The 24564-nt window shown below is 65.6% G+C and carries 26 protein-coding genes; 14 read left to right on the top strand and 12 right to left on the bottom strand.

All coding sequences use genetic code 11. The annotated features are described in order from the left end of the window. Positions 1-9 precede the first annotated feature (9 nt). The gene (locus tag J2X57_RS16405) at positions 10-2004 is read right to left on the bottom strand and encodes a biotin carboxylase N-terminal domain-containing protein (RefSeq protein WP_309868787.1); all 1995 of its coding nucleotides are present in this window, start codon (positions 2002-2004) and stop codon (positions 10-12) included. A 189-nt stretch (positions 2005-2193) separates the two neighbouring features. On the opposite strand from J2X57_RS16405, the gene J2X57_RS16410 reads away from it, so the two are divergent. Beyond that, positions 2194-2676, top strand: coding sequence for a peptidylprolyl isomerase (locus J2X57_RS16410; RefSeq protein WP_036111821.1), 483 nt, complete (start codon positions 2194-2196; stop codon positions 2674-2676). 130 nt (positions 2677-2806) lie between these two features. Here the strand turns inward: J2X57_RS16410 and J2X57_RS16415 are convergent, their stop codons facing one another. Together J2X57_RS16415 and J2X57_RS16420 are read right to left on the bottom strand one after the other, a co-directional pair. Continuing rightward, on the bottom strand, positions 2807-3874 hold the full coding sequence (locus J2X57_RS16415) for a phospholipase A (protein ID WP_036111825.1): 1068 nt from the start codon (positions 3872-3874) through the stop codon (positions 2807-2809). Positions 3875-4094: 220 nt separating this feature from the next. Beyond that, entirely contained in the window at positions 4095-4595 is a 501-nt protein-coding gene (locus J2X57_RS16420) for a hypothetical protein (RefSeq protein ID WP_309868792.1), read from the bottom strand. A 272-nt stretch (positions 4596-4867) separates the two neighbouring features. Between J2X57_RS16420 and J2X57_RS16425 the strand changes: the two genes are divergently transcribed. Continuing rightward, positions 4868-5977: a crosslink repair DNA glycosylase YcaQ family protein gene (locus tag J2X57_RS16425; protein WP_309868795.1), complete on the top strand. Its 1110-nt coding sequence runs from the start codon at positions 4868-4870 to the stop codon at positions 5975-5977. Here the strand turns inward: J2X57_RS16425 and J2X57_RS16430 are convergent, their stop codons facing one another. Then, a complete protein-coding gene (locus J2X57_RS16430) occupies positions 5978-6460 on the bottom strand; it encodes a hypothetical protein (protein ID WP_309868798.1) in 483 nt (160 codons plus the stop codon). It lies immediately after the preceding gene. Between the two features lie 329 nt (positions 6461-6789). On the opposite strand from J2X57_RS16430, the gene J2X57_RS16435 reads away from it, so the two are divergent. From J2X57_RS16435 to J2X57_RS16450, 4 genes are all read left to right on the top strand, one after another. Continuing rightward, on the top strand, positions 6790-6999 hold the full coding sequence (locus J2X57_RS16435; RefSeq protein ID WP_036111834.1) for a cold-shock protein: 210 nt from the start codon (positions 6790-6792) through the stop codon (positions 6997-6999). A gap of 304 nt (positions 7000-7303) precedes the next feature. After that, complete coding sequence (locus tag J2X57_RS16440; RefSeq protein WP_036111837.1) at positions 7304-7507, top strand: cold-shock protein; 204 nt, start codon at positions 7304-7306, stop codon at positions 7505-7507. Positions 7508-7604: 97 nt separating this feature from the next. Then, positions 7605-8468, top strand: a complete 864-nt coding sequence (locus tag J2X57_RS16445) for an alpha/beta fold hydrolase (RefSeq protein ID WP_309868804.1) — start codon at positions 7605-7607, stop codon at positions 8466-8468. 10 nt (positions 8469-8478) lie between these two features. After that, on the top strand, positions 8479-9348 hold the full coding sequence (locus J2X57_RS16450; protein WP_043694890.1) for a pirin family protein: 870 nt from the start codon (positions 8479-8481) through the stop codon (positions 9346-9348). A 10-nt stretch (positions 9349-9358) separates the two neighbouring features. Here J2X57_RS16450 and cqsA read toward each other — a convergent pair whose 3' ends face one another. The 4 genes from cqsA to J2X57_RS16470 all read right to left on the bottom strand — a co-directional run bounded on the left by cqsA (position 9359) and on the right by J2X57_RS16470 (position 13717). Continuing rightward, positions 9359-10684 carry an alpha-hydroxyketone-type quorum-sensing autoinducer synthase gene (cqsA, locus tag J2X57_RS16455; RefSeq protein WP_308847485.1) on the bottom strand — a complete coding sequence of 442 codons (1326 nt, stop codon included), beginning with the start codon at positions 10682-10684 and terminating at the stop codon, positions 9359-9361. A gap of 205 nt (positions 10685-10889) precedes the next feature. Continuing rightward, positions 10890-11930 (bottom strand): response regulator, encoded by a 1041-nt coding sequence (locus tag J2X57_RS16460; protein WP_051943431.1) that lies wholly within the window; start codon positions 11928-11930, stop codon positions 10890-10892. Then, positions 11927-13324 (bottom strand): HAMP domain-containing sensor histidine kinase, encoded by a 1398-nt coding sequence (locus J2X57_RS16465; RefSeq protein WP_051943433.1) that lies wholly within the window; start codon positions 13322-13324, stop codon positions 11927-11929. Before J2X57_RS16465 ends, J2X57_RS16460 begins: the two co-directional genes overlap by 4 nt. Positions 13325-13327: 3 nt before the next feature. Beyond that, the gene (locus tag J2X57_RS16470; protein WP_309868812.1) at positions 13328-13717 is read right to left on the bottom strand and encodes a cytochrome C; all 390 of its coding nucleotides are present in this window, start codon (positions 13715-13717) and stop codon (positions 13328-13330) included. Positions 13718-13812: 95 nt separating this feature from the next. On the opposite strand from J2X57_RS16470, the gene J2X57_RS16475 reads away from it, so the two are divergent. Both J2X57_RS16475 and J2X57_RS16480 read left to right on the top strand, forming a co-directional pair. Beyond that, positions 13813-14604, top strand: a complete 792-nt coding sequence (locus J2X57_RS16475; protein WP_309868814.1) for a tRNA threonylcarbamoyladenosine dehydratase — start codon at positions 13813-13815, stop codon at positions 14602-14604. A 44-nt stretch (positions 14605-14648) separates the two neighbouring features. Then, on the top strand, positions 14649-14891 hold the full coding sequence (locus J2X57_RS16480) for a GIY-YIG nuclease family protein (protein WP_036111852.1): 243 nt from the start codon (positions 14649-14651) through the stop codon (positions 14889-14891). On the opposite strand, the gene J2X57_RS16485 is transcribed toward J2X57_RS16480, so the two are convergent. Beyond that, positions 14888-15289 carry a DUF3224 domain-containing protein gene (locus J2X57_RS16485; RefSeq protein ID WP_079522895.1) on the bottom strand — a complete coding sequence of 134 codons (402 nt, stop codon included), beginning with the start codon at positions 15287-15289 and terminating at the stop codon, positions 14888-14890. The two genes, J2X57_RS16480 and J2X57_RS16485, sit on opposite strands and share 4 nt — an antisense overlap. Before the next feature lie 89 nt (positions 15290-15378). On the opposite strand from J2X57_RS16485, the gene J2X57_RS16490 reads away from it, so the two are divergent. The 3 genes from J2X57_RS16490 (at position 15379) to J2X57_RS16500 (ending at position 19456) form a co-directional block, all read left to right on the top strand. Beyond that, positions 15379-16230, top strand: coding sequence for a 2OG-Fe(II) oxygenase (locus tag J2X57_RS16490; protein WP_309868817.1), 852 nt, complete (start codon positions 15379-15381; stop codon positions 16228-16230). A gap of 110 nt (positions 16231-16340) precedes the next feature. Beyond that, on the top strand, positions 16341-18551 hold the full coding sequence (locus J2X57_RS16495; protein ID WP_309868818.1) for a M1 family metallopeptidase: 2211 nt from the start codon (positions 16341-16343) through the stop codon (positions 18549-18551). Then, a complete protein-coding gene (locus tag J2X57_RS16500; protein WP_036111859.1) occupies positions 18548-19456 on the top strand; it encodes a hypothetical protein in 909 nt (302 codons plus the stop codon). Before J2X57_RS16495 ends, J2X57_RS16500 begins: the two co-directional genes overlap by 4 nt. 10 nt (positions 19457-19466) lie before the next feature. Here J2X57_RS16500 and J2X57_RS16505 read toward each other — a convergent pair whose 3' ends face one another. The 3 genes from J2X57_RS16505 to J2X57_RS16515 form a co-directional block, all read right to left on the bottom strand. Further along, positions 19467-20009 carry a GNAT family N-acetyltransferase gene (locus tag J2X57_RS16505; RefSeq protein ID WP_036111861.1) on the bottom strand — a complete coding sequence of 181 codons (543 nt, stop codon included), beginning with the start codon at positions 20007-20009 and terminating at the stop codon, positions 19467-19469. 16 nt (positions 20010-20025) lie between these two features. Continuing rightward, on the bottom strand, positions 20026-20487 hold the full coding sequence (locus J2X57_RS16510) for an SET domain-containing protein (protein ID WP_043694877.1): 462 nt from the start codon (positions 20485-20487) through the stop codon (positions 20026-20028). A gap of 98 nt (positions 20488-20585) precedes the next feature. Beyond that, positions 20586-20927: a helix-hairpin-helix domain-containing protein gene (locus J2X57_RS16515; RefSeq protein WP_309868821.1), complete on the bottom strand. Its 342-nt coding sequence runs from the start codon at positions 20925-20927 to the stop codon at positions 20586-20588. A gap of 196 nt (positions 20928-21123) precedes the next feature. Between J2X57_RS16515 and J2X57_RS16520 the strand changes: the two genes are divergently transcribed. The 3 genes from J2X57_RS16520 (at position 21124) to J2X57_RS16530 (ending at position 24269) form a co-directional block, all read left to right on the top strand. After that, complete coding sequence (locus J2X57_RS16520) at positions 21124-22566, top strand: M20 family metallopeptidase (protein ID WP_308847490.1); 1443 nt, start codon at positions 21124-21126, stop codon at positions 22564-22566. Continuing rightward, a complete protein-coding gene (locus J2X57_RS16525) occupies positions 22563-23285 on the top strand; it encodes a YggS family pyridoxal phosphate-dependent enzyme (RefSeq protein WP_309868823.1) in 723 nt (240 codons plus the stop codon). Before J2X57_RS16520 ends, J2X57_RS16525 begins: the two co-directional genes overlap by 4 nt. 267 nt (positions 23286-23552) lie before the next feature. Then, the gene (locus J2X57_RS16530) at positions 23553-24269 is read left to right on the top strand and encodes a C40 family peptidase (RefSeq protein WP_036111872.1); all 717 of its coding nucleotides are present in this window, start codon (positions 23553-23555) and stop codon (positions 24267-24269) included. The last annotated feature ends 295 nt before the right edge of the window (positions 24270-24564 follow it).

The following is a 24564-nucleotide window of genomic DNA, read 5'->3' on the forward strand; positions in this document are numbered from 1 at the left end:
AAGCTCCGGTCAGGCGGTTTCGGCGAAGCGGACGAGGATCGCATCCGCGTCGACGAAATCGCCCTGTACCGCGGATACGCTCTCGATGGTGCCGGCACGAGGTGCCTTCAAGGCGAGCTCCATCTTCATCGCTTCCATCACCATCAGTTCCTGCCCTTCTTCGACCACATCGCCCGCCGCGACGCGCACCAGCACGACGCGACCCGGCATGGGGGCGGCGAGGTGACGTGCGTTGCCCGACTCGACGCCGGCCCACGCGTAAGCGGGAGCGCGGGTGAACGACCAGCGACGTCCCAGAGCGTCGTGTACACGGACGAACCGCCCGTCGATCGCCAGCGGCACGCGGCGTGCCTCGTCGTCGAAACGGGCGGACAACGCGCCGTCGACGAGACGCGCCCCGGCCACGGTGCGGGACACGTCACCTTCGCGGAGAACGTAGGCGCCGCCGTGTCCATGCGCATCGATCTCATGGCGGACGTCGCCCTGCATCAGCGCGACGACGCGTTTGCCGTGATGACCGATGCGCCACGCGTCGGCACCGGCCCAGGGGGAATGCGGGTCGCCGGGCACGCCACGGTCCTGCGCTTCATCGGCGAGAAGCACCGCCACGGCGGCGGCGAAGCGCTCCACGTGGCCCGCCTGCGTGTCGCCGGCCAGAAACTCGTCAAGGTGACGATCGAGGTAGCCCGTATCGATGCGGCCTTCCACCACCGCCGGGTGGCGTGCGAGGCGTTCGAGAAACGCGACATTGGATTTCGGGCCGACGATATCGGTCCGCGCCAGGGCTTCGCGCAACCGTTCCAGCGCCTGCGCGCGGTTCCGGTCGTGGACGATGAGCTTGGCGATCATCGGATCGTAGAAGATGGTCACGGTGTCGCCGGCAATCACACCGCCGTCGAGGCGGACATGCCGGGACGGCGGCGGCAAGGTCAGCGACACCAGCTTGCCGGAACCCGGCAGGAAGTTCGCCTCCGGATCTTCCGCATACAGGCGGACCTCGATGGCGTGACCGGTGGCGCGGATGTCGTCCTGTGTCAGAGGCAAGGTCTCGCCACTGGCTACCCGCAGCTGCCACTCGACCAGATCCAGTCCGAGCGTCTCTTCGGTGACCGGGTGCTCGACCTGCAGGCGCGTGTTCATCTCCATGAAGAAGAATTCGCCGTCCTCGGCGACGATGAATTCCACGGTGCCCGCACCGACGTAATCCACGGCGCGCGCGGCCGCGACAGCGGCGGCGCCCATGCGTGCGCGTCGTGCCTCGTCGAGGAAGGGGGAGGGCGTTTCTTCCAGCACTTTCTGGTAACGACGCTGCGCGGAACACTCGCGCTCGTTCAGATGGATGATGTTGCCGTGGGTGTCGCCGAAGACCTGGAACTCGATATGGCGCGGATGCTCGACGTAACGCTCGAGGATCACCCGCGTATCGCCGAAGGCATTCGCGGCCTCCCGTTGCGCGGAAGCCAGGGCTTCGGCAAAGGCGCCCGCGTCGCGCACGATACGCATGCCCTTGCCGCCGCCGCCCGAGGCCGCCTTGATCATCAGCGGGAAGCCCGTGCGGGTGGCTTCGGTCGCCAGATGGGTGGGATCCTGGTCGGCGCCGTGATAGCCGGGCACCAACGGGACCGCATGGCGCTCCATCAGCGCCTTGGCGGCCGCTTTGGAGCCCATCGCGTCGATGCTTTCCGGGCGCGGCCCGATGAAGACGATGCCGGCCGCGGCGCAGGCGCGCGCGAAATCCGTATTTTCGGAGAGGAAGCCGTAACCCGGGTGGATCGCCTGCGCGCCGCTGCGCCGGGCCACTTCGATGATCGCGTCGCCACGCAGATAGGACTCGGCCGGGCGTGGGCCGCCGATGGGCCAGGCTTCGTCGGCCAGGCGTACGTGCTGGGCGTCGGCGTCCGCGCTGGAGTAGACGGCGACCGTGCGGATGCCCAGACGGCGGCAGGTCCGGATCACGCGGCAGGCGATCTCACCACGGTTGGCGATCAGAATGCAGTCGAACATGCGGCTCCCGGCGGGGTCTGGATGGGGTGGGGAAAACCCGAAAAACTAGCAGATCGCGACGACCCGGAGGGTTGCGGCGCAGCATGCCCGGTTCCGCCGATTTGCACCGGGGCGGCGTGTCGCCTAGCCTTGTGGGTCCGGGAAGGCGCCTTCATGTCTTTCCATTCCCCCTCCCAGCGAGAGAATTTCATGCAGATCGCCAACCGCCACGCCGTTTCCTTCCATTACACGCTGACCGACGACCAGGGCAACGTCATCGACAGCTCGGACGGTCGCGAGCCGCTGGCTTACATCCATGGCGAAGGCCACATCGTCCCGGGTCTGGAGAAGGCGCTCGAAGGCCGCTCGGTGGGTGACCAGTTCAAGGTCGACGTCGCCGCCGAAGAGGGCTACGGCCCGCGTCACGAAGAACTGATCCAGGTGGTGCCGCGCGCCGCGTTCCAGGGTGTGGAAGACCTCCAGCCGGGCATGCAGTTCCAGGGTCGTAACGACCAGGGCAGCATCAACGTCACCGTCAGCAAGATCGAAGGCGACAACGTCACCGTCGACGGCAACCACCCGCTGGCCGGTCAGACCCTGCACTTCGCCGTCGAGATTACCGACGTGCGTGACGCCACCGAAGAAGAGCTGGCGCACGGCCACGTGCACGGCGCCGGCGGTCATCACCATTAAGCGGTCGTCTTCGCCGACGTGACCTTATTCGCGCGCAGGGCGCGCTCCTACGACGCCGCTGTGGTAGGAGCGCGCCCCGCGCGCGAAAAGCCAACGCAGCGGTGATGCCGCTGCGCAGGTTCCTAAGAGATCAATACCAATCCAGCAACGACACACCGATGCCCAGATACGTCGCACGGTGGTTGTAGTCGATCATGCTCTCGCCATAACCGTTGAACGCTTCCACGTAGCCACGCAGGTTGTTGACCACCGGGAAGCTCCAGGTGCCACGCAGCGAGCCATGCGAGCGGTCACCCGTACGGAACGAATGACGCCCCGTCAGTGAGAACTCCTGACGCCCCACTTCGTGCACGACCGTGATTTCGCCACGGCCCATATAGTCCTTGATGTCCGGATTGTCGTCGTCCTTGCGTGCTTCCGGGATACGCCACCACGGACGCAGCATGATGGTCCAGCCTTCGCGTTCCAGGCCGATATCCGCGACGACGCGGTTCCAGCTGCGCGACAGGGGATCGGCGCGTCCATTGGACTGATGGTTGATGCCGATGCTGGCCAGACGGCCGTTCCAGCCGAAGATGTTGTAGTTGGTGTTGAACACCAGCAACGCTTCCGGCTCGTAGTTGGTCTCGCGGAACGGACGCGAGTTGTCCTTGTTGTACACCTGCCAGCGGGACGACTGCGTATAGCCGACCCACACGTCGCCGTTGTCGCCGAAGAGGTTCTCGGCGACCTTGGTCTTCAGGCTGATCTGGAACTTCGCCTCGACGTTGTCGAGATCCTGCGGCGTCGTGACGGTGTGGTCCGGCGCGGGCGTGTGCGGCGTCGTGTTCTGTTTGTTGGTGCCGAAGAACGGCAATACGTAGGTCGGCTTGTAACCGCGCAGATTGAACGTACCGAGTTTGCTCTCGGGCGAGAGCTCCCAGCGGCTGTCGAGCAGCGACAGCGGACGCCCCACGTCGGCCGAGTTGCGGGTCGCCAGATCGACGCTGAGCGAATTGCCCTTCGGGTCTTCTTTCTTCGCCGCCGTCATCATGTTCGGGCGACCGACGGCCTTGTCATAGCAAAGCAGTCGCTGCGAGTCGGTTTCGATCGCCGAGCAGGCACGGATGTCGATCGGGCTCGGATTCTGCGCGAGCGCGAGGCCCGCATGCAGACAGGCGTAGACGCCGAAGGCGCCGGCGGCGTGGATTCGTTTCATGGCACGGACACTCCCTGAGCCGGCGACTGTCCGGCAGGCGCGAAGTGTATCCGTGACAAATGTGAAGACCCTGCATGGAAACTTGCGAACGTATGCGTGATCTCGTCGTCCTCCCCGGGGAGTGGGGCGGTTCGCGCATGACGCCGGGATCCGGGTAAGGTCGCGCTAAAAAAAGACGGCCCGCGAATGCGGGCCGTCGAGAGACATCGGAGCGAACGCCTTACTGACCGCTGGCGCCGGACTTGGTCACCCACTTCTCGTACTCGGCCTTCGAAATATGGCCATCGCGGTTCGAGTCGGCGTACTGGAAGTCGTTCGCCAGCAGCGGAAACGCTGAGGCCTGTTCTGGCGTGATCGACTTCTTACCGCCCGCGAGCGTCGTGAAATCCGGTGCGGGACCGGACGGCTTGGCCGGGGCCGGGCCGCTGTTGACCGTGACCTGACCACCCGGGGGTGGCGTCGATGCGCCCGGCATCCCCGGTGCGCCACCCGGCGGCGGGGGCGGAGGCGGTGCATCGGCGGCCGGCGGCGGCATGGCCGGATCCGGCGCCTGCTGCATCGAACCCGGTGCCGTGTCCGACGGCGGCGGAGGCGGCGGAGGCGTGGCCTCACCCGGCGGCGGAGGCGGGACGCGGGCGGGCGGTGGAACGTCCTGGGCGAATGCGGCGCCAGCCAGCAGCAGGGATGCGCCAAGCGCGGCAGCGCGAATGTTCTTCTTCATGTAAGCCTCCGTGGTCGGGGGTGGCAGGGGTCGCAAGCCCTCGGCTTGCGACATCGTTGCCGACGCTAGCAAGGCACGATTTAATGGCGGCCCAACTGCGGAAAGGCCTTTACCGTGCCGTCACGCGTATCCGACAGGTCCTCCACGGACGCCGTGATGGAGCTGTCTCATCGTTCGGCGCAGCTGCTGCATCTGGCCGCGCAGGGCCTCGCTAACCGTGTGACGCGGCGAGCGCGCAAGGCGGACGTCCTGACCGCGATCTCACGTATGGCATGCTGCAGATCGATACGATCAGCGTCGTCGCGCGAAGCCCTTACATGGTGCTTTTCTCGCGACTGGGTGCCTATCGCACCGAGTGGCTCGACGAATCGCTCGCCGACGGCCTGCTCGCCGAATGCTGGGCGCACGAGGCCTGTTTCGTGCCAGCGCAGGACTATCGCTTCCACCGCGACTACCGCAGTGGGCGGGCGGGGCACTGGGCGCATAAAAACGCGCTGCGCGTACACGCCGAGGCCCGTGGCGACATGGATGCTCTGATCGACCGCATCCGTAAGGAAGGCCCCTTGCGCGCGGCGGACTTCGAGCGTGAAGCGACCGGAACGAAGGGCTGGTGGGGCTGGAAACCCGAAAAGCGCTGGCTGGAGGCGTGGTTTGCCCTCGGCGACCTGATGATCGCCCGGCGCGATCGTTTCCAGCGTGTCTACGATCTCGCCGAGCGGGTCACGGCACGCTGGCCGGAGCCGCCGCCAGCGGACTCCCTCGACGAATCGGCGGTGCGCCGTCATTTCATCCTGCGCAGCGTGGCGGCGCTGGGCATCGCCCGGGCGCGCTGGATCGCCGACTACTACCGCCTGCGTCCGCGCGTGACCGACGAGGAGCTGGCGTCGCTGGTGGCGGAAGGATCGCTCATCGAGGTTGCCGTCACCGGGTGGAGCGACAGGGCATACGTTCACCGCGAGCACGCGGGATCGCTCGCCGACGCCGCACGCAACGGTTTGAGGGCCACGCGTACCGTTCTCCTGTCGCCTTTCGATCCCGTCGTCTGGGATCGGGCACGCGCGCTGGAACTGTTCGGTTTCGAATACACCATCGAGTGCTACACGCCCGCGCCCCGACGAAAGTACGGCTACTACGCGCTGCCGATCCTGCATCGCGGTCGCCTGGTCGGCCGGCTCGACGCCAAGGCTCATCGTCAGGAAGGGTTTTTCCAGGTACTGGGCGTCTGGCTGGAGGAGGGTGTCGTCCTGTCTCCGGCGCTGGTCGGGGACCTGGCGGAGGCCCTGCATGAGTGCGCGGCGTGGCATGGCACGCCGCGTATCGTCATAGAAAAAGGCCAGCCGCGAGGGCTGGCCGGTCTGCTGCGCGAAGCGCTCGCCGATTGATCAGCGCGTGGATGCCGGTGCCGGGGTATCGGCACACGACTTTCCGTGCAACGCATCCTTCAGCTGACCCGCAAGCGACGCGCAACGGGCGCCGAGCTGGCCACGCATATCCGGATCCTGCGACTGGCGGAGCAGACTGGTGCGCATCATGTCGTAGCGGCTGTCGATCTGGTCGCGGGCGAAGATACCCGCCGCGAGGTGGCAGCTCTTGTAGCTCGCCAGGTATTCATCGCATGCCGCGATGCCGGTGCTGTCCGGCAGCGGGCCCGAGGCAGCGGCGGCGCGGCCGGCCGTCTTGCTCGCGGGAACGTTGGTCACGGTCGTGGTCGCGGTGCGCTGCTTGACGACGCTCTTGCCCGTCGCCGTGGATGAACTGGTCGTCCGGGTGGTGCTGGGCTGCGGCTTGGTGTTGTGGTCCGCGCACGCGGCGAGGGCGAGGGCGCCCATGAGAAGCGGAACGAGTCGGAAGCTGGAGCGGTTCATGAGGCGGTCCCCCTTGGGCTGAGCGTGGATCGGATGGTAGGTCAATTCGCATGAACGTTGCGACGGGGCGCAAGCATGTGCGCGGAATGAGTGAACGCGGCGTCAGTGGCGACCGGGCGAGGCGGCGCATCGCGCCATCGCAATTTGGTTTCCGGGCCTGTATAGTCGCCGGACTGTGTTTGCCGGGGTCATAGAGTTAGTTTGACCCGATGCAGCTGATCACGTATCCGCAACATCGCTTCGCTCCTCGCGTTTCCTTGCACACCAGTTAGGCGGCAACTATTTAAGTTGCTGGTTTTATTCGTAAAAAATCGTATTGGAGTGTTTCTATGTCGGATCGTGAAATCGGCACCGTCAAGTGGTTCAACGACGCCAAGGGCTTTGGCTTCATCTCGCGCGAGAATGGCCCGGACGTGTTCGTGCACTTCCGCGCCATCCAGGGCAACGGCTTCAAGTCGCTCGCCGAAGGCGAGAAGGTCTCCTTCAAGGTCGTGAACGGCCAGAAGGGCCTGCAGGCTGAGGAAGTCCAGAAGGCCTAAGCCTTCGGACTGACCGAGCTTCGAAAAGGCCGGGCGGCGACGCCCGGCCTTTTTTTGCTCGTCATTTCCGATTTTTCTGTCCGAATCGCGTGATCCGTGTCAAAAAAACGGCTGATGTAGGGGATCCCCTACAGAACTTCCGGAAAATACGGTTATGATCGACCCTACTGTGTCTGCGCGGTCACGCGAGTGACCCGATGTAAGCGCGAAGTTAACGCTCCATCGCCTCACCCGGTCCTGCAAGCTCAGTAAGTCGCCGGCTCGTCGAGCCGGGTTTTTAGTGTGTTGGATAGAGGTGTGTGTGATGGCAACTGGTACTGTGAAGTGGTTCAACGACGCCAAGGGCTTTGGCTTCATCACTCAGGATGAGGGTGGTCCGGACGTGTTCGTGCATTTCCGTTCCATCCAGGGCAACGGCTTCAAGTCGCTTGCCGAGGGTCAGAAGGTGGAATACACCGTGACCCAGGGCCAGAAAGGTCCGCAGGCTGACAACGTCGTTCCGAAGTAATGCCCCAGGGCTGGCTCGCGCCGCCCGTTTTGCATGACTTTAGCCCTCCCGGCGCCCTGTGCCGGGAGGGTTTTTGCGTTTCGGGGAAGCTGAATCGATGACGGAACCCACGCGCGATGCGATCGTGCGCAGCGCAGCGCCACTGCGCATGGCGGACGGGGCATCGTCGGATCTGCTGCTTTACCTCCCGGCGGGCGAGATCGCCGCGACGCTGCTCTGGCTGCCCGCCATGGGCGTCGGCGCCCGTCACTATGAATTGCTTGCTCTCGCGCTGAGCGCGCGAGGTATCGCCGTCGCCATCCACGAGTGGCGAGGCATCGGCTCCAGCGACCGGCGCGCATCGCGTCGACTCAACTGGGGTTATCGCGAACTCCTGCATGACGACCTCCCGGTCAGCCTTCACCGCCTTCGTGAGGCCGCGCCAGACGCCCCCCTGTATATCGGAGGGCACAGTCTCGGCGGACAACTCGCCTCCTTGCTCGCGGCGACGACGGCGATTCCGGTTTCCGGTCTGGTGCTGGTCGCCAGTGGGGCACCGTACTGGCGCCGCTTCAGTCCCTGGGTCGGTCTCGCCTATGTGGTGGCTCCGTTACTCGCGGCTGTGGCCGGTCGGCTTCCCGGTCGCCGGATCGGCTTCGGTGGCAATGAGGCCCGTGGCGTGATCGCCGACTGGTCGCGCAGCGGTCGCACCGGGCGTTACGCCGCTCGTGGCATGGACGTCGACCTGGAGGCCGCACTGCGCCACCAGAAAGCACCCGTCCTGGCCCAGCGTCTACGGGACGACTGGTTGGGGCCCGCGCCTTCGCTGGCATTCCTGCTGGATAAGATGCCCGACGCGCCGCGCGAGGTCTCGGTCGTCGTGCCTGACGACCTCGACGGGGCGCCCGCGGATCATTTCGCGTGGATGAAAGCGCCCGGCGCAATCGCCGGACGCATCGCGGATTGGGTGCACGCGCGCTAGTCTGTGCGCCATGACCATCACGCCCATCGACGGCAAGCAGCGCGACCTCGGCGACGGATTCGTCGTACGGCGCATGCTGCCGCATCTCAAGGCCCGACACGTCGGCCCCTTCGTTTTCTTCGATCAGATGGGACCTGCCTCCTTCGGTGAGGACAAGGGCATGGATGTCCGCCCGCATCCGCACATCGGCCTCGCCACGGTGACCTGGCTGTTTCAGGGGGCGATCCGCCATCGCGACAGTCTCGGCAGCGCGGTGGATATCCATCCCGGTGACGTCAACTGGATGACGGCCGGGCGCGGTATCGCGCATTCCGAACGCACCCCGCCGGACGAACGTCACAGCGGACAGGATCTCCACGGCATACAGGTCTGGGTGGCGTTGCCGAAGACCCATGAACGCATCGATCCCGAATTTCACCACCATCCGGCGAGCACGTTGCCCGTGGTGGAGCGCGACGGTGCGCGACTGGTCGTCATCGCCGGTGAGGCTTTCGGTGTGTCGTCGCCCGTACGCGTGTTCGCACCCATGTTTTTTGTCGAGGCGCGGCTGGAAGCGGGCGCACGTGTGACGATGCCTGAGCAGCACGCGGAGTGGGGCGCCTACGTGGTGGAAGGTGCCGCGCGCTTCGGCGACCTTCCGCTGGGGGCGCTGGACATGGCCGTGGCCCACGAAGGCGAAGCTCCGGTACTCGAGGCCACGCAACCGTCGTTGATCATGTTGTTCGGCGGCGCCCCACTCGATGGGGAGCGCCACCTCTGGTGGAATTTCGTCGCCAGTTCGAAAGAGCTGATCGAAGCGGCAAAGGTCGAGTGGGCCGAAGGACGTTTCCCACTCGTACCGGGGGACGAAAGCGAGCGAATCCCGCTGCCGTCCTACTGAGCCGGAGCCCTCACGCCACTTCGGCGGCCGCCGATTCCCGCTCGCCGTCGCGACGCGCCCGACGCATGGCGCTCCACGACGGCAACGCCATGGCGTCACGCGCGACGCGGCACACGTCGATCAGTCGTGCCACGTCGTCGTCGCTCATGCCCGCGTTCAGTGTCAGGCGCAGCAACGAGCGGTTGACCGTGGTGGCAGGTGCGCTGAACACGGAACCGAAGACGCCGTGCTGTTCCATCACGTCACGTACCTTGCCGGTGAGGATCTCCTGGCCGGCTTCGAAGGCGATGATCTGCTCGGTTCCATCCGCGATCGGATAGCCCAGTTCCGTCAGTTCCGTGCGTACCCGGCGCGTCACCTGGCGCAGGCGCTGGCGCCTCCAGCCCTCGGTCTGGATGACCCGATGGGCCGCCGACATGCCCGCGAGTTCGTGTGGCAGCAAGGACGAGCTGAAGATGGCGGGCAGAGCTTCGCAACCGAAATAATCCTTGAAACGTGTGGTGCACGCGATGAAGCCCGCGCGCGAGCAATACGCCTTGGCCAGGCTCGCCGTGATGAAATGCACGCGGTCGTTGAGGCCCAGGCTGGCAACCAGTCCTTCCCCGCGCACGCCGTGCGTACCCAGCGAGTGCGACTCGTCGACAACGAGGACGCAGCCGTGCTCCCGGGACAGGTTGGCGATGGCCTCGAGGGGAGCGAGGCTGCCGTTGGTGCTGTAGACCGCATCCACGACGATCACGCCCGGGCCGTTGCGCAGCACCTGTCGCTCCAGATGCGTCACGTCGTTGTGCAATACGGACACCGCTCTGGCCCCGGCGCTGCGAATGCCTTCCCATAACGACGCGTGCGCGAGCATGTCGACGTAGACGGGGATGCGATCGCCGGCGATGGACTGGATGAGGCCGACGTTGGCGGCGAAACCGGATTGCGCGAGGATGCCGTCCTCACTCCCTACCGCGCGCGCCAGCTCGGCCTCCACACGATGCAGCGGCTGATCCGCGTCCTGCTGAAACAGCGCCGACATCATCATGCCAAGGCCGCCTTCGGCCAGTGCCTCACGCTGTGCTTCGACGATGGCGGGATGTCCCGCGATCGCAAGATAATCGTTGCTCTGGAGCATCAGGTCGCCGCCGGCGGGGCGACGCCCGCGCAAAATGTGACGGCCACCCCAGTCGATCGCCACGCGTTCGTTGTGGAATCGATCCACGCGGGTCGCGACGAAGCCAGGCAGCGCAGGGGCGGTAACGACACGGTGCAGAACGGAAACGTTTTCCATGGACATCTCTCTCTCGATGGCATGGGCGATGGACACGTTGCCGTTCACCACGAACGGCACGCGCGCGCCAACCTCGCCCGGGCGGGCGCGAAAACGGGAAAGGCCAGGGGTGGGTCGCGAACGACCCTGCGGCCTTACGCAATACCTGGAGAGAAGCGTCGGCGGGTCGGAAGACCCGCGAGCGCACCGCATGTTTTGGGCAATACAACGCCACGCGCCGGGTGCCGGGCGCGATGGCGTTTCCGGAAGGGCGAAGGTAACCCGTTTAGATGAATCGTGGTCGGCTGTCGGCGGCCAGACTCAGATCCTGCTCCCGGAGCCAGGTGCGGTACGACTTGACGTGCTGAAGCCGGAAGCGCTCCACGTCGTCGATCAGGGCGTAGTAGTACCACTGCTCGCCGGAAACGGCGGTGGCGGCATACATGTGTTCTTCAGGCCGCTCCACGCCTTTGTGATAGAAGCCGTCACGCGAGTTGAACCAGGGCAGGGCTTCGCCACTCCGCAGGGACTCCAGAACGGCGCCGGGCGCCCCCAGATCTGCCGCAATTTCATAGTGGGTGCGCAGGTCCTCGTCCGTCTGGACCAGCAGAAACCGGCCGATCCCCCAGGCGTCGACCAGCAACAGGCCCGTCGGATTGCAGTGCACGTAGCACTCCACGGGCTGGAACGTGGCGGTGACGCTCTGCAGGACCTCGCGGAAGGCGGGGTCGCGCAGGAAGCGGAAGTTGCCCAGGGCCAGCGTTTCGGCGACGAAAGCGCTGGCACGGTCGAAGTACCGGCGCTGCAGCTCGGAGATGGCGGTCTGCAGCTTCTCGATGGCTAGCGGGTCGTTCTTGCGGATGAAGCGGTCGATCACGCCCGAATTGAAGGCATCGATCGCCGTGGCGTCATCGGCCCGGCCGGTCAGCAGGATCTTGCCGATATGCGGATTCGGCAGGCGCTTGCAGAACGTGATGCCGTCCATCTCGGGCATGGCCTGATCCACCACCACCACCGAAATCTCCGCGAAGCGCTCCGGGTCGTAGACCACCCGATGGATCGAATCGATATCGAGGGCCACCAGCTCCTGGGTCTCCGAGGGGCGGTCCTTCCAGCGGTAGAGCCAGCCGCCGCCCGGCACCGGACGGCTGCCGTTGTTGCCCAGCGTGGCCAGCGCGCTGCGCGGTGAACTGAAGGTGCGGACCCGGACCATGGGATCGAGCAGCAACGGGACGACGTCGAGGTATTCCTCGTGGTCGTCGACCAGTACCGTGGTGGTCGGGAAATGGAAAGGCTGGATGTCGCCCTGCGCGTTCAACGTCGTCACTGCCGGCCCCCGGTGTTCGAATGCGGGAAGGTCAGAGTGAATTCGGTGAATTCACCCAGGTCGGTACGGCATGCGATGCCACCGCCCATATGCTCCATCGCCGCGCGGCAAAAAGCGAGTCCTATTCCCAGTCCGGTGATGGTGCCGGTGCCGGCGCTGTCGCTGGAATAGGAATAAAACCGGTTGAAAATGCGGGGCAGGACATCCGCGGGGATGCCCGGACCGGTGTCGTGGACCCGGATCCGGTTGCCACCGTCGGCGGGCTCGATGAAGACCCGGATCTCGCCCTTGCCCGCGCGATCTGTATGAAAAAGTGCATTGCGCAGAAGATTGAACAGCACGTGGACCACCAGGCTTTCCTCGCCCATGAGCGAGAAGTCGCCGGTCGGTGACAGGGTGATGCGGTCTCGTTCGGCGCGCGAGCCATAGGGAAAGCGGCGCAGCGCCTGCTCCACGCACTCGCGGGCCTGGAGCAGGGAGAGCGGCACCTCGCCGATCGGACGCGCCGAGAGCAGCAGCATGTCGATGATCGTGTTGGCGTAGGTGACCTCGCGCTCCATCACACCGATGCTGCGCTCCAGGGCATGCAGGTTCTGCGCGCGCATTTCGGGGACGGCCAGGCCCTCGCTTTCGGCGAGCCGGTGACTGCGGATCAGATCGGGCATGAAGCGGGCGACGGCGCGCGCGGCGATGCGCAGCGACCCCAGAGGCGTGCGTAGTTCGTGGGCGATGTTGTTGGACGCCGCGGTCAGGGCGTCGATCCGCGATTGCTCGGCCATATTCGACGACACCGTGCAGGTGGCGCCGCCGACCATGCCGAACATCAACAAGGGGATGTACTCCAGCATCGTCCGGGTATGGAGGTGGGCTTCCGGGGACAGCACGAACACCAGACCCGCGAGCAGGCTGCCCAGCGAGAACACCAGCAGGAAGCTGACCAGGTCGAACAGCATCATCAGCAGCATGACGCAGGCAAGATGGGTCATCAGCCACGCGGGCGTGGCGTTGCGTAAGGTCATGTAGCCGACGAAAAACGGCATCGCGACCGTCATCGCGAAATACCAGTATGTCGGCAGATGCGTCCGCAGGCGGCGCGGCCACCAGGGCAGCAGGGCGAGCGGGATGAAGGTCGCGCTACACACCAGCCGCATGGGCAGGTTCTCGTAGGGCTGCGGGAACAGGTAGGCCCAGACCGGGTAATACACCGCCAGGCAGAAGCTGCCGACGACGCCGATCGCCACCATCTTCGGCTGCGAGTAGCGCGTACGCAGGAACATGGTCGTTTCAAAGCGCGCCATGGCGCGCACCAGCAGCCACCAGCGCATGCGCAGGAAGCCGAGCGGACCGGTGGGCTTGTCCGAAGGCGAGGCGACAGAGGGGCCGGCGTCGTTCATGGGTCAGCGGTACTGCTGATGGCAGGACTGGCAGGCATCGCCTACGGGTTTCAGCGCGACGGCAAGGGCGTCGCAGCTGGCGGGCGCCGCCGCGACGGCCGCATCCAGTGCGGCATCCAGCGTGGCGCCGGCTCTGGCGAACCCCGCGTCCATACCCGGGAACGCCTCACGAATGTCGCCGGCCGTCAGGCGCAGGCGCGTTAGCCGCTCGGCCGAGACCTTGGCATCGCACTGTTTCGCCCGCACGTTGGCTCGCAGCGCGCCCATGTGGTGCTGCATCACGGCCATCACGCCGTCATGGAACGGCGTGCCCTGACGCAGGGCGGACAGCGCGAAAGTCGCGCCCATCGCGCCGACCGCGAGGCCGAGGATGACGAAGAGCAGCGCACGCATTGGTGTTCCATGACTTGGCACGGCCGTCAGCATAGCGGACGGCCCCATTCTTTCAATATGAGACAATGAGCACAGTCCTTTCCTCCGAGAGTCATGTGAGCACCGCACAGGCGGAACGCTTCGCCGGTATCGAGCGCCTGTACGGGCGCGGCAGCCTGGACCGCCTCGCCCATGCGCATGTCTGCGTCATCGGCGTCGGTGGCGTCGGCTCGTGGGCGGCGGAAGCCCTGGCGCGCAGCGGTGTGGGGCGCCTGACCCTGATCGATGGCGACGACGTCTGCCTGTCCAATACCAACCGTCAGCTGCATGCACTCGACGGTCAGTACGGCAAACCCAAGGTCGGCGTCATCGCCGAGCGGGCTCATGCGATCAGTCCGACCATCCGGCTCGAGGCCATGGAACGCTTCCTTACGCCGTCCACGCTCGATGAACTGCTCGACCGCAACTACGATGTGGTGATCGACGCGTGCGACGCGCTCAAGGTCAAGCTGGAGACGATCGTCTGGTGTCGTCGGCGAAAGGTCCCGCTGGTCACGGTAGGCGCGGCGGGCGGTCGCACCGATCCGACTCAGGTCCGCGTGCGCGACCTGTCGCGTACCGAGCACGACGCCATGCTCAGCATGATCCGGAAAAAGCTTCGCCAGGAGCACGGTTTTCCCCGCAACCCCGATCGCTTCTTCGGCGTTTCGGCGGTGTACTCGTTGCAGAACGTCCAGTACCCGCAGGCGGACGGCAGCGTGTGTGGCGTGCGCCCGCCCGGTAGCGATGCGCTCAAGCTCGACTGCGGCGGTGGGCTTGGTGCGGCCACGCACGTCACCGGCGCGTTCGCGTTCGCCGCCGTGGGTAAGGCACTCGAAAAACTGACGGCGCCAGCAAAGGCGGGCTGATCCTGCGTGTCGCCCGTCACGCGGCGGCGGGTTACGCTACGTCCATGTGGTGCGTCTATCTCATCGAATGTCGGAACGGCGCCTGGTACGCGGGGATCACCAACGACCTCGACGCGCGCTATGCGGCTCATGTGGCGGGGAAGGGTGCGCGCTATACGCGGGCCAATCCGCCGGTGCGGTTGCTGGGCTCACGGCCATTCGCGGACCGGTCGGAGGCGTCGCGGGCCGAGTGGGCGGTGAAGCGGCTGCCTAAGGCGAAGAAGCTGGCGTGGTTGTTGGCCACCTAAGGCAGCGTATACGCCAGGTCGTAGGTGTGCCCACCCGCGTTGTCTATCGTGATCGAAAAGGTTCCGGTGATGCCCGTGAGTTCGCGGCTGCCGGTATCCGGGACGATCGTGATGAGGAGCTCCTGTCCGGCCGCGGACATCACCCCCCGGTGGACGAGCGCAAAGCTGCCTGCTCGCCCGTTGACCGAGCCCGTGAATCGCTCCACGGCCGCGTAGGCGGCTGAGCCCTGCACGCTCGTACTTCCGGCGGTGAGCATGGTTCCTTTGGAGGTACCCTCCATCCCTCCGTAAAACGTCTTCTCCAGACTCATCCGGCCGAGTGCCGATCCATCATCCGCGTCAACGGCCCCGTCGGGGGCGATCTTTACTTCGAAACTGCCATGTGCGTGCTGCGTCATGCGGCCTCCCCGGGCGTTTCAGTGACTCACCGTGTCGGTGTAGGATGTCAATTAGTACGGTTCAATGCCCCGGAGCGAGGCTAGCGCATATGGATACGCGACGGCACACCAGGATCACCCCCGAATGGCACACGTGGATCGGTGAGGCGCTGGCGGCAGGGTCGGCGCCGGCCGAGCTGCTCACCACGATGCGGGAAAACGATTTCGACGAGGGGGCCGCGCGTACGGCCATCGCCGATGCGCTGTTCGGCGGGCCCGCGACCGCCGCCGCGCCAGCCTGGCATACCCCGGGCTCCCGCCTGGCGGAGGGGCATGTACTGCGGACCTCCGACCGTGACGTCCGCGTTCTTCTGCGTATCGCCAGGCCGACGATCGCCGTTCTCGATGGTGTCCTCGACGACGCCGAGTGCGAGGGCATGATCGAGCAGGCCAGATCGCGACTGGCACGCTCGGCCGTGGTGTCGCCCGAGTCGGGCGCCAATACCGTCATGGGTATCCGTACGAGCGAAGGCGCGTTTTTCCAGCGGGGCGAGAACCCGCTCGTACTACGCATCGACCGGCGGGCCGCCGAGATCATGCGGTTACCCCATGAGCACGGCGAAGGCCTGCAGGTGATGCGCTATGGCGTCGGCGGCGAGTACGTACCGCACTTCGATTACTTCCCGCCCGACCAGAAAGGCAGCGAGCCCCATCTGGCCCAGGGCGGTCAGCGTGTCTCCACGCTGATCATGTACCTGGCCGATGTCGAGGCCGGCGGCGAAACCATCTTTCCCCGCATCGATTTCAGCTACGTGCCGCGCAAGGGGCAGGCGCTGTACTTCGAATACACCGACGCCGACGGCTCGCTGGACGTGCTTTCGCTGCACGGCGGGGCGCCCGTCACCCAGGGTGAGAAGTGGATTGTCACGAAATGGATGCGCCAGCGATCCTTCGTGGGATGAGTCATGGCAGGCGGGGCGTGACCTCTGGCCTATATCGGCGTGAAGTCTGAGCCAGCAATCATCGCCGGATGACAGGGGGAGGGGGTTCGATGCGCCGAGAGGCAGGCAGGATGGTTCGTTTCGTCGCCGCGGGGTTGCTGCTTTGCGTCGGTAGTGTGTGGGGGCAAGCGGCCGCGCCCGCTCTTCCCGCGCCGGCAGGGGCCAGCACCGTGGCGCCCCCTGCGGTCCCTGTCGAAATTCCCTTCGCCTCGCCGCATGCCGGCTCGGTACGCACACCCAGTGCGCCCGACGCCTGGGGTGGCCCGCGTAACGGTCAGGAAGCGACCCTCTCGGATCGCGTGGTGTCGTATCGCATCCAGGCGCGGCTCGATCCCGACAAGCACACCGTGGACGGCCAGCAGCAGCTGACCTGGCATAACCGCAGCGACCGTCCCGTGTCGGCGGTCTTCCTGCACATGTATCTCAACGCGTTCGAAGGCGAGGGCAGCACCTTTTTCACCGAGCGCGCGCTGCTCGCCGCCGCCGGTGGCGCACGCGGCACCGCCGAGGTGAAGAAGGGCGAATGGGGCTACATCGACCTTGGTAACGTCGAGCAGGACGGCGCCGCCCTGAAGTGGAGTTACGTCCATCCCGACGGCGGCCCTGCGACGGATCACACCGTGATTCGCGTGGATCTGGCGCAGCCCGTGCCGGCCGGTGGCAACGTGACCCTGGATATGAATTTTCACAGCCAGCTACCGCGCGTGATCGAGCGCACGGGCTACGTGGGCCAATTCCATCTGGTCGCCCAGTGGTTCCCGAAGATCGGCGTGCTCGAGCTTCCGGGTGAGCGCGGTGCGACCGAGCCGCGGTGGAACGTGCACGAGTTCCACTTCAGCAGCGAGTTCTATGCCGACTTCGCCGAGTACGACGTGCGCATGACCGTGCCGAAAGGCTACGTCGTCGGCGCGGTCGGTGAGCAGCAGGGTGAGCCGGTTCCGGAAGGAAATGAGCTGACCTGGCATTTCATCCAGGGCGACGTACACGATTTTGCGTGGATGGCCGCCCCCGGCTACAAGACACTGGATAGCGACTGGAACGGGCCCGGCAGCCCGAAGGTCAGGGTGCGGGTGATCTATCCGCCCGAATACGCGGCCAGCGCGAAACCGGTGCTTAAGGCAACGCTCGATTCGCTGAGCTACTTTTCCGACACGCTGGGTCCGTACCCGTATAAGACGGTGACCGCGGTCGTGCCGCCGTTCAACGCGTCCGAAGCCGGCGGGATGGAGTACCCGACGTTCTTCACGGCCGAGGCATACGACAGCGTCAAGCCGAAGACGATGGACGAGTACATGCTCGACTTCGTCACGATCCACGAGTTCGGCCATGGTTATTTCTACGGACTGCTGGCCTCGAATGAGTTTGAAGAGCCCATGCTGGACGAGGGCCTCAACGAGTACTGGGACGAGCGCATGCTGCGCGAGCGTGGCCAGCCCTTGTATCTCACGCAGCCGGTCTGGCAGTTCTTTGGCGTGCAACCGGCGATGCCTGTCTTCATGCTCGAACGCATGTTCGCCACGCTTTCCCGTCCATCCGACCCGCTCGGACAAAACGCATGGGATCGCCTGTCGAGCGGCGATTACGTGACGGTCTATACGCGTACCGCGACGGCGATGCACGATCTGGAGGAGCGTCTCGGCAAGGAAGTGATGGAAAAGGCCTTCAAGGACTACTACGCCCGGTGGCACTTCCGTCATCCGTCCATTGCCGACCTTCAGGCCTCGCTTTCCGAATCGTCCGGCAAGCCTGACGTCGTCGCGCAGGTGTTCAACCAATACGTCTTCGGCACCGATCGTATCGACGACCGTGTCAGCGACATAACCAGTGACGAAGTGCTGCCGCTGGCCGGTACCGTCATGAAGGACGGCAGGCGGGTCGAGACGAGCAGCGAGGAGAACGAGGCGGCGATCGACAAGCAACGTGAGGCCTGGAATAAGGCGCATCCGGATGCGAAGAAAGGTACGGGGCCGTTTCCGTGGAAGACCGTGGTCACGGTCTGGCGTGATGGTTCGTCGGTACCGCAGACGCTGAAGGTGAGCTTCGCCGACGGCTCAACGGAAAACGTGCGCTGGGACGATCAGCGACGCTGGGCCCGCTTCGCCTTCACGAAGCCCGCGAAGGGCGTTTCCGCCGAACTCGATCCGGCGCAGAAGATTTATCTCGATGCGAACAAGCTCAACGACAGTCGCACCGTCGAGTCGAATCACGCCGCTTCCAACCGCTGGGGCGCCGACTTCGCTGCGCTGATCCAGGGTATCTACGCTTTCCTGGGGACGCTATGAACGCGCGCACCAAACGTTCCGCCGCTTCGGCTCTCGGTCTCGGCATGGTGGGAGGCCTGCAATGGCGGCTGATGCTGCTCTGGGTGTTCATCACGCTGCTGCCGACCCTCGTCGTGGCGTTGCCGCTCTGGCGCGTGCTCGACGGCCTTTTGGGTCACTCCGTGCACGCGGAGGAATGGGCGCGTCACTTCAACGGTCTTTTCCTGGGCGATGTGTCGTCCGCGTTGCAAGCCAGCCCGTGGATCGGTTCGGCCTTCGTCGCGGGGGCGGTGCTGACGCTTGCCATCTCGCCGTTTCTTTCCGGCATGGCCGTTGCCGGCGGCCGGGCGAATCGCGCCCTGAGCTTTGGCGGGCTGTTGCAAGGCGGCGCGACCGAGTACGGACGCATGCTGCGCCTGCTCCCGCTCTCGCTGATTCCCTACGGCCTCGTCGTCCTTGCCGCGAAAGGTGTTTCGTCCCTCGTCGACGATAAGGTCGACGCCGCCTTGCTGCCGTCGACCGCCGATATGTACCAGCATGGGTCGCTCGTAGTGATCGCACTGTGCTTCGTCGTCGCCCAGGCGATCGTGGAGTCGGCGCGTGCACAGTTCATCGCGGACATCACCTTGCGCTCGGCATGGCGTGCGTTCGGACGCGGCGTGGTGCAGGTGGTGCGTCGACCCGTCGCCAGCCTGTTCGCCTATGTCGTCATTACGGCGGTCGGCCTGGGTCTGACCGTGTTGATCGCATCCTGGCGCGGTCATTCGGTCGCGGTCGGCGGCGAATGGTTCGCCGCGTTTCTGATCGTGCAGCTTGGCGTGGCGATCGTGGCATGGATGCGCACCGCACGGCTGCTGGCGCTCGCCGGTCTCAGCGGCGCGACACAGCAGCGCCGGCGCCGTTCGGATTTCGCGCCGGCGATGTAAGCCCTGTGAGTCAGCCCGCCCGGCGGACTTCGCGGTGCGGCGGGTAATAGGCGAACAGATGCGTCGCGCCGCCAAGGAAGTCGATGTTGTCGATGTGCTCGCCGCCCAGGCGCTCGGCAACGTGGTCGGAGGCTTCGTTGCCGATGCGCACGAGGCTGATCACGCGCTGCGCGTGCATCTCTTTCCAGGCGAAGGCGAGGATGGCCTCACCGGCTTCGGTGGCATAACCGTGGTGGCGGTGTTCGGGCTTCAGCATCCAGCCCAGTTCGAGGTCGGGCCAGCCCTCGGGTTTCATGAGTCCGGCACGGCCGATGAATTCACCGGTGTCCTTCAGTTCCATGGCCCACATGCCGCAGCCACGTAACGCCCAGTGGCCAAGCAGCATGGCCATGGATCGCCAGGCATTCATGCGGTCGAGCGGCTGGCCGTCACCGATCCAGCGCGTGCTCTCCGCGTCCGCGAGCATCCTCGCGTAGTCGTCGAAGTGATGTTCGGTTAGAGCGGTAAGCCGCAGGCGCGGCGTTTCCAGAACGGGGATATCGGATAGTGACATCGAGGTGACCAAGGGTTCAGCCGAGCAGAGCTGCCAGGGCGCGCGTGGACTGCGCGAGGCTTTCCTGCCAGGGCAAGCCGGTTATTTTCTCACCACTTGCCGCGTCATTAAAGCTCTCTTCCTGGCCCGGCGCGAGAAGGTGTCGGTAATCGACAGTGATTTCAGTGCCTTGCGCGAGATCCTTCGCTGCAAAGATGAAGCCCAGGTGCCAGAGGCCGGTGGGCTCGAAGCTGTGATTCACGTAGCACTCGTCCGGCCAGTCGGGCGACACCGTGTAGCGGTCCTCGAACCAGCGCGCGGCGGCGTGAAGGTCGGCGGACAGGGCGGGGGACGCCATGATGTCGTCCCAGCGGTGCGTCTGGTCGATCGCGTCGGGCGCGGTGACGATACGGCCCGCGGCGACGAATTCATCGACGAACAGACCTTTGCCTGCGCCGGGGATGGCGGAAGCGGCGATGCGGTAACGCGGCAGGATCATTGCTTTCGTCTGGCCCCTGGTCACGTCGGCAGGGCAGAAGCGCCGCCGGCATGGGGCGCGAGTGTAGCGCGTTCCGCCGGCGGCGAAAGGGGGAGGGGTCACTCGTCCGCGTCGGCCGCCTTCGCCCTGGCCTTCGCTTTGGCGGCGCGGGGCGGCTTGGCGCTCTTTGCGGTTTTGGCACCTCCGTCCACCTGGATGGCGTCCCGGTTGCGTTCGACGAGGGACTGGCCGATCCCCTTGACCTCGACGAGCTGGTCGGCGGATTCGAAGCTGCCATTGGCTTCCCGCCACGCCACGATCGCCTGAGCCTTGGCGAGGCCGACGCCATCGAGTGACTGCGCGAGCGTAGAGGCATCGGCCGTGTTCACGTTGACGGGGGTGGAGGCGAAGGCGGGCAGGCAGGCGAGAAGGCCGGCGAGGGCGAACAGACGGTAGTTCACGGTGAAATCTCCTGGGTAGGCGCGTCGGATGACGCCCGGGCACTCTGCGCTGCGCAACCGGCGTCGCGTACCGGCGCGGCGGCGTTGTCAGCGTGCGTCGCCCGCATCACGGCGCGACGGAGCCGGACCACGGTGTGAAGGTCACCCCTGTCGGCGCTGTTACAATCGTCCTTTGTCCCACAGAGTCGTGCCCGCCATGGATACCTCGCGCATTTCTTCCTTCGTCAGCGGCCTCTGGGACGCGGAAATCGTCCCGCAGCTGGTCGAGTACATCCGCATTCCGAACAAGTCGCCCATGTTCGATGCGCAGTGGCGCGAGCACGGGTACATGGATCAGGCCGTGACACTGATGGAAACGTGGGCGCGCTCCAAGTTGCCGGCGTTCGAGGGTGCCACGCTCGAGGTGGTCCGCCTCGAGGGCCGTACGCCGCTGATCTACATCGACGTGCCGGCGCAGGGCGTGACCGGCAAGGGCACCGACGAGACCGTCGTGCTCTACGGCCACCTCGACAAGCAGCCGGAGATGACGGGCTGGGCCGAGGACCTCGGCCCGTGGACGCCGGTGATCAAGGGCGACAAGCTTTACGGTCGTGGCGGCGCGGATGACGGCTACGCGATCTTCGGCTCGCTGGCGGCGCTGCTGGCGCTGCGCGAGCAGGGCGTGCCGCACGCGCGCTGCGTAATCATGATCGAGGCCTGCGAAGAGTCGGGCAGCTACGATCTGCCTTACTACGTGGACCACCTGGCCGACCGCATCGGCAACCCGGCCCTCGTGGTCTGCCTCGACTCCGGTTGCGGCAACTACGACCAGCTCTGGCTGACCACGTCGCTTCGCGGCATGACCGGCGGCAACCTCACCGTGCAGGTGCTCGAAGAGGGTGTGCATTCCGGCGACGCGTCGGGCGTCGTGCCTTCCAGCTTTCGTATTCTGCGCGACATCCTCAGCCGTCTGGAGAACCCGCAGACCGGCGAGATCGTGCCGAAGGAACTGTACGTCGAGATCCCCGCGCAGCGCATCGAGCAGGCGCGTCGCTCGGCCGACGTGCTGGGCACGGACATTTACGACAAGTTCCCGTTTGTCGAAGGCATGAAGCCCACCACCAGCGATCTGACCGAGCTCGTGCTCAACCGCACCTGGCGTCCGCAGCTGGCCGTGACCGGTGTGGGCGGCATGCCGCCGCTGGACAGCGCCGGCAACGTGCTGCGCCCGAAGACCGCGGTCAAGCTCAGCCTGCGCGTACCGCCGACACTGTCGGGTGCCGAAGCCGGCAAGTTCCTCAAGGAGCTGCTCGAGAAGGATCCCCCGTACGGCGCGAAGGTCAGCTTCGCGCTCGAGAAGGACGGTAGCGGCTGGAACGCGCCAGCGCTCTCGCCGTGGCTTGAGGAGGCCGTCGCGAAGGCATCCGAGCACTACTTCGGCGCCCCGGCCGCCTACATGGGTGAGGGCGGCAGCATTCCTTTCATGGGCATGCTGGGCGAGAAATTCCCGCGGGCCCAGTTCCTCATCACCGGCGTGCTGGGGCCGCATTCCAACGCGCACGGCCCGAATGAGTTCCTGCACATCCCGACCGGCAAGCGCGTGAGCATGGTGGTGGCCGACGTCGTCGCCCGCCACTTTCAGGAAGCGTCCAGGGCATGACCGCTGGTGCCGGTACGACCGCTGGTGCCGATACGCTCGCCGGTCGCCTCGCGATCGTGCGGGGCCGGATCGCCGCGGCCTGCGTCAGCGTGGGGCGCGATCCCTCCGAAGTGACGTTGTTACCGGTCAGCAAGACCTTCGGCAGTGACGTGGTCCGTGAGGCCGTCGGCCTCGGCCTGCGACGTTTCGGCGAGAACAAGGTGCAGGAGATTCAGGCCAAGGCCGCCGACCTGGCGGCCGAGGCGCTGGACTGGGTGGTCATCGGGCACCTGCAGACGAACAAGGCCAGGCCCGTTGCCCGGCTCGCGTCCGAGGTCCAGTCGCTGGACCGCCTGGATCTGGCCGTCGCGCTGGATAAGGCGCTGCAGGCCGAAGGCAGGGCGATCGATGTCCTCATCCAGGTCAAGACCTCCCGCGAGGACAGCAAGTTCGGGCTCGCCCCGGACATGCTTCCCGCGTTCCTCGATCAGCTCCGTGCGTTCTCGTCGCTGCGGGTGCGTGGGTTGATGACGCTGGCTGAGGCATCCGAAGACGAGGGCATCGTCAGCGGCTGCTTCCGGACCCTGTATCAATGTCGTAACACCGCCCGCGACGCCGGCCACACGGTCGATCGCCTGTCGATGGGCATGAGCGGTGACTTCGCCCTGGCCATTGCCGAGGGCAGCACCGAGGTGAGGGTAGGCAGCGCCTTGTTTGGCGCCAGGGCGTACAACGCCTGACGTGACCGGATGCACGTTTTCGGCTGCCCGCCGCCCGCGACGGGCTATCCGGGCCATCACATATGTGAATCCAAGTGCTTATATCGGTTCAGGTTTCCGGCCTGTTTTCCGCGCTTTCCTGCGACTTGTATGAATGTTTCCTAGGACAGGCGTTTTTTAACTTTATGCCAACAACTAGGGCGAGGGGGTTTGGTAACTTCACCACTCGTTCACGGTCGTCTCACCTTCACGGCGGCTTAACTTCACGATGAATAGGCCTTCTCGCTCATGCATTTAAAGCGACTGACCGCTCTCGCGTTAGCCTCCTGCTGTTTCGCTGTTGTCACACCCGTTATCGCCGACACGGTCACCGCTCCACAGGGTCTTGACCAGTCCGCGACGCTTCTTCTCACTGATCTTCCGGTCTTCGCTCCGGCGAATGCCCTGGCCCAGTCGGCCATCCCTGACGTCGCTTCCCTGGTTGCCCCCAAGGCGCCGGTTGCCGCCGCCAAGGTTGCCGCTCCGGCCGCCAGCGACGACGACACACTGGGTGACGATGACGACGACAGCCTCGTCGCCGCCGCCACCGACAAGCTGGCCGGTCACGTCGACGGTCATGCCCGCGAGGCCCTCCTGGCCTTCGCCATGAAGCTCCGCGATATCCGTTACCACCGCGGTGGCCGCGCCCCGTCCACCGGCTTCGACTGCAGCGGTTTTGTCCGCTACGTCTTCTCGCACAGCATCGGCCTCGACCTCCCGACCAACTCGGCCAGCCAGTTCCTCGCCGGCCTGAAGGTCAAGCGCAACGAGATGAAGACGGGTGACCTGGTTTTCTTCCGCACCCGCGGCAAGGCCATCTCGCACGTCGGCATCTACATCGACAACGGCCAGTTCATCCATTCTCCGTCGGCAGGCAAGACGGTGCGCGTGGATAACCTCAACGAGGCTTACTGGTCCAAGCACTTCGCCGGCGCCAAGCGCCCCGAAGGTATCGCGAAGATCTGACGGGAACCCTTCAACGTATTTTCCGAAACGGCATGCTCCGGCATGCCGTTTTTTTTGCCTTTTTTTGGGGAGGTGTCGGGCTCGGCTTGCGCCATCGCGTTTGGCTTTGTCGCGGTGTGTCGTGTCGTGTTGGAGAGCCGGCGGGGGTGACCCTCGAGGCCACGCCTGCGGCGACCCCTCAGGGAAAGGCGGCTACCGCCGCCGTGTATCAATGGCCTTCGGCCGGGTCGGGCTTCGCCTGGGGGTTTTCGAGTCGGCTGTCCCTGCCTCCCCGAAAACGGCCGGTCATCCCTGA

This window comes from Luteibacter sp. 1214, assembly GCF_031455395.1.
Taxonomy (GTDB): domain Bacteria; phylum Pseudomonadota; class Gammaproteobacteria; order Xanthomonadales; family Rhodanobacteraceae; genus Luteibacter; species Luteibacter mycovicinus.

Bases quoted from the DNA above. Each gene is read 5' to 3' on its own strand.
- J2X57_RS16415 (WP_036111825.1), bottom strand. From the start codon at position 3,874: ATGAAACGAATCCACGCCGCCGGCGCCTTCGGCGTCTACGCCTGTCTG.
- J2X57_RS16490 (WP_309868817.1), top strand. From the start codon at position 15,379: ATGGATACGCGACGGCACACCAGGATCACCCCCGAATGGCACACGTGG.
- J2X57_RS16530 (WP_036111872.1), top strand. From the start codon at position 23,553: ATGCATTTAAAGCGACTGACCGCTCTCGCGTTAGCCTCCTGCTGTTTC.
- J2X57_RS16465 (WP_051943433.1), bottom strand. From the start codon at position 13,324: ATGAACGACGCCGGCCCCTCTGTCGCCTCGCCTTCGGACAAGCCCACC.
- J2X57_RS16450 (WP_043694890.1), top strand. From the start codon at position 8,479: ATGACCATCACGCCCATCGACGGCAAGCAGCGCGACCTCGGCGACGGA.
- J2X57_RS16410 (WP_036111821.1), top strand. From the start codon at position 2,194: ATGCAGATCGCCAACCGCCACGCCGTTTCCTTCCATTACACGCTGACC.
- J2X57_RS16520 (WP_308847490.1), top strand. From the start codon at position 21,124: ATGGATACCTCGCGCATTTCTTCCTTCGTCAGCGGCCTCTGGGACGCG.
- J2X57_RS16445 (WP_309868804.1), top strand. From the start codon at position 7,605: ATGACGGAACCCACGCGCGATGCGATCGTGCGCAGCGCAGCGCCACTG.
- J2X57_RS16485 (WP_079522895.1), bottom strand. From the start codon at position 15,289: ATGACGCAGCACGCACATGGCAGTTTCGAAGTAAAGATCGCCCCCGAC.
- J2X57_RS16435 (WP_036111834.1), top strand. From the start codon at position 6,790: ATGTCGGATCGTGAAATCGGCACCGTCAAGTGGTTCAACGACGCCAAG.
- J2X57_RS16420 (WP_309868792.1), bottom strand. From the start codon at position 4,595: ATGAAGAAGAACATTCGCGCTGCCGCGCTTGGCGCATCCCTGCTGCTG.
- J2X57_RS16510 (WP_043694877.1), bottom strand. From the start codon at position 20,487: ATGATCCTGCCGCGTTACCGCATCGCCGCTTCCGCCATCCCCGGCGCA.
- J2X57_RS16525 (WP_309868823.1), top strand. From the start codon at position 22,563: ATGACCGCTGGTGCCGGTACGACCGCTGGTGCCGATACGCTCGCCGGT.
- J2X57_RS16495 (WP_309868818.1), top strand. From the start codon at position 16,341: ATGGTTCGTTTCGTCGCCGCGGGGTTGCTGCTTTGCGTCGGTAGTGTG.
- J2X57_RS16440 (WP_036111837.1), top strand. From the start codon at position 7,304: ATGGCAACTGGTACTGTGAAGTGGTTCAACGACGCCAAGGGCTTTGGC.
- J2X57_RS16405 (WP_309868787.1), bottom strand. From the start codon at position 2,004: ATGTTCGACTGCATTCTGATCGCCAACCGTGGTGAGATCGCCTGCCGC.
- J2X57_RS16500 (WP_036111859.1), top strand. From the start codon at position 18,548: ATGAACGCGCGCACCAAACGTTCCGCCGCTTCGGCTCTCGGTCTCGGC.
- J2X57_RS16425 (WP_309868795.1), top strand. From the start codon at position 4,868: ATGCTGCAGATCGATACGATCAGCGTCGTCGCGCGAAGCCCTTACATG.
- J2X57_RS16430 (WP_309868798.1), bottom strand. From the start codon at position 6,460: ATGAACCGCTCCAGCTTCCGACTCGTTCCGCTTCTCATGGGCGCCCTC.
- J2X57_RS16470 (WP_309868812.1), bottom strand. From the start codon at position 13,717: ATGCGTGCGCTGCTCTTCGTCATCCTCGGCCTCGCGGTCGGCGCGATG.
- J2X57_RS16480 (WP_036111852.1), top strand. From the start codon at position 14,649: ATGTGGTGCGTCTATCTCATCGAATGTCGGAACGGCGCCTGGTACGCG.
- J2X57_RS16505 (WP_036111861.1), bottom strand. From the start codon at position 20,009: ATGTCACTATCCGATATCCCCGTTCTGGAAACGCCGCGCCTGCGGCTT.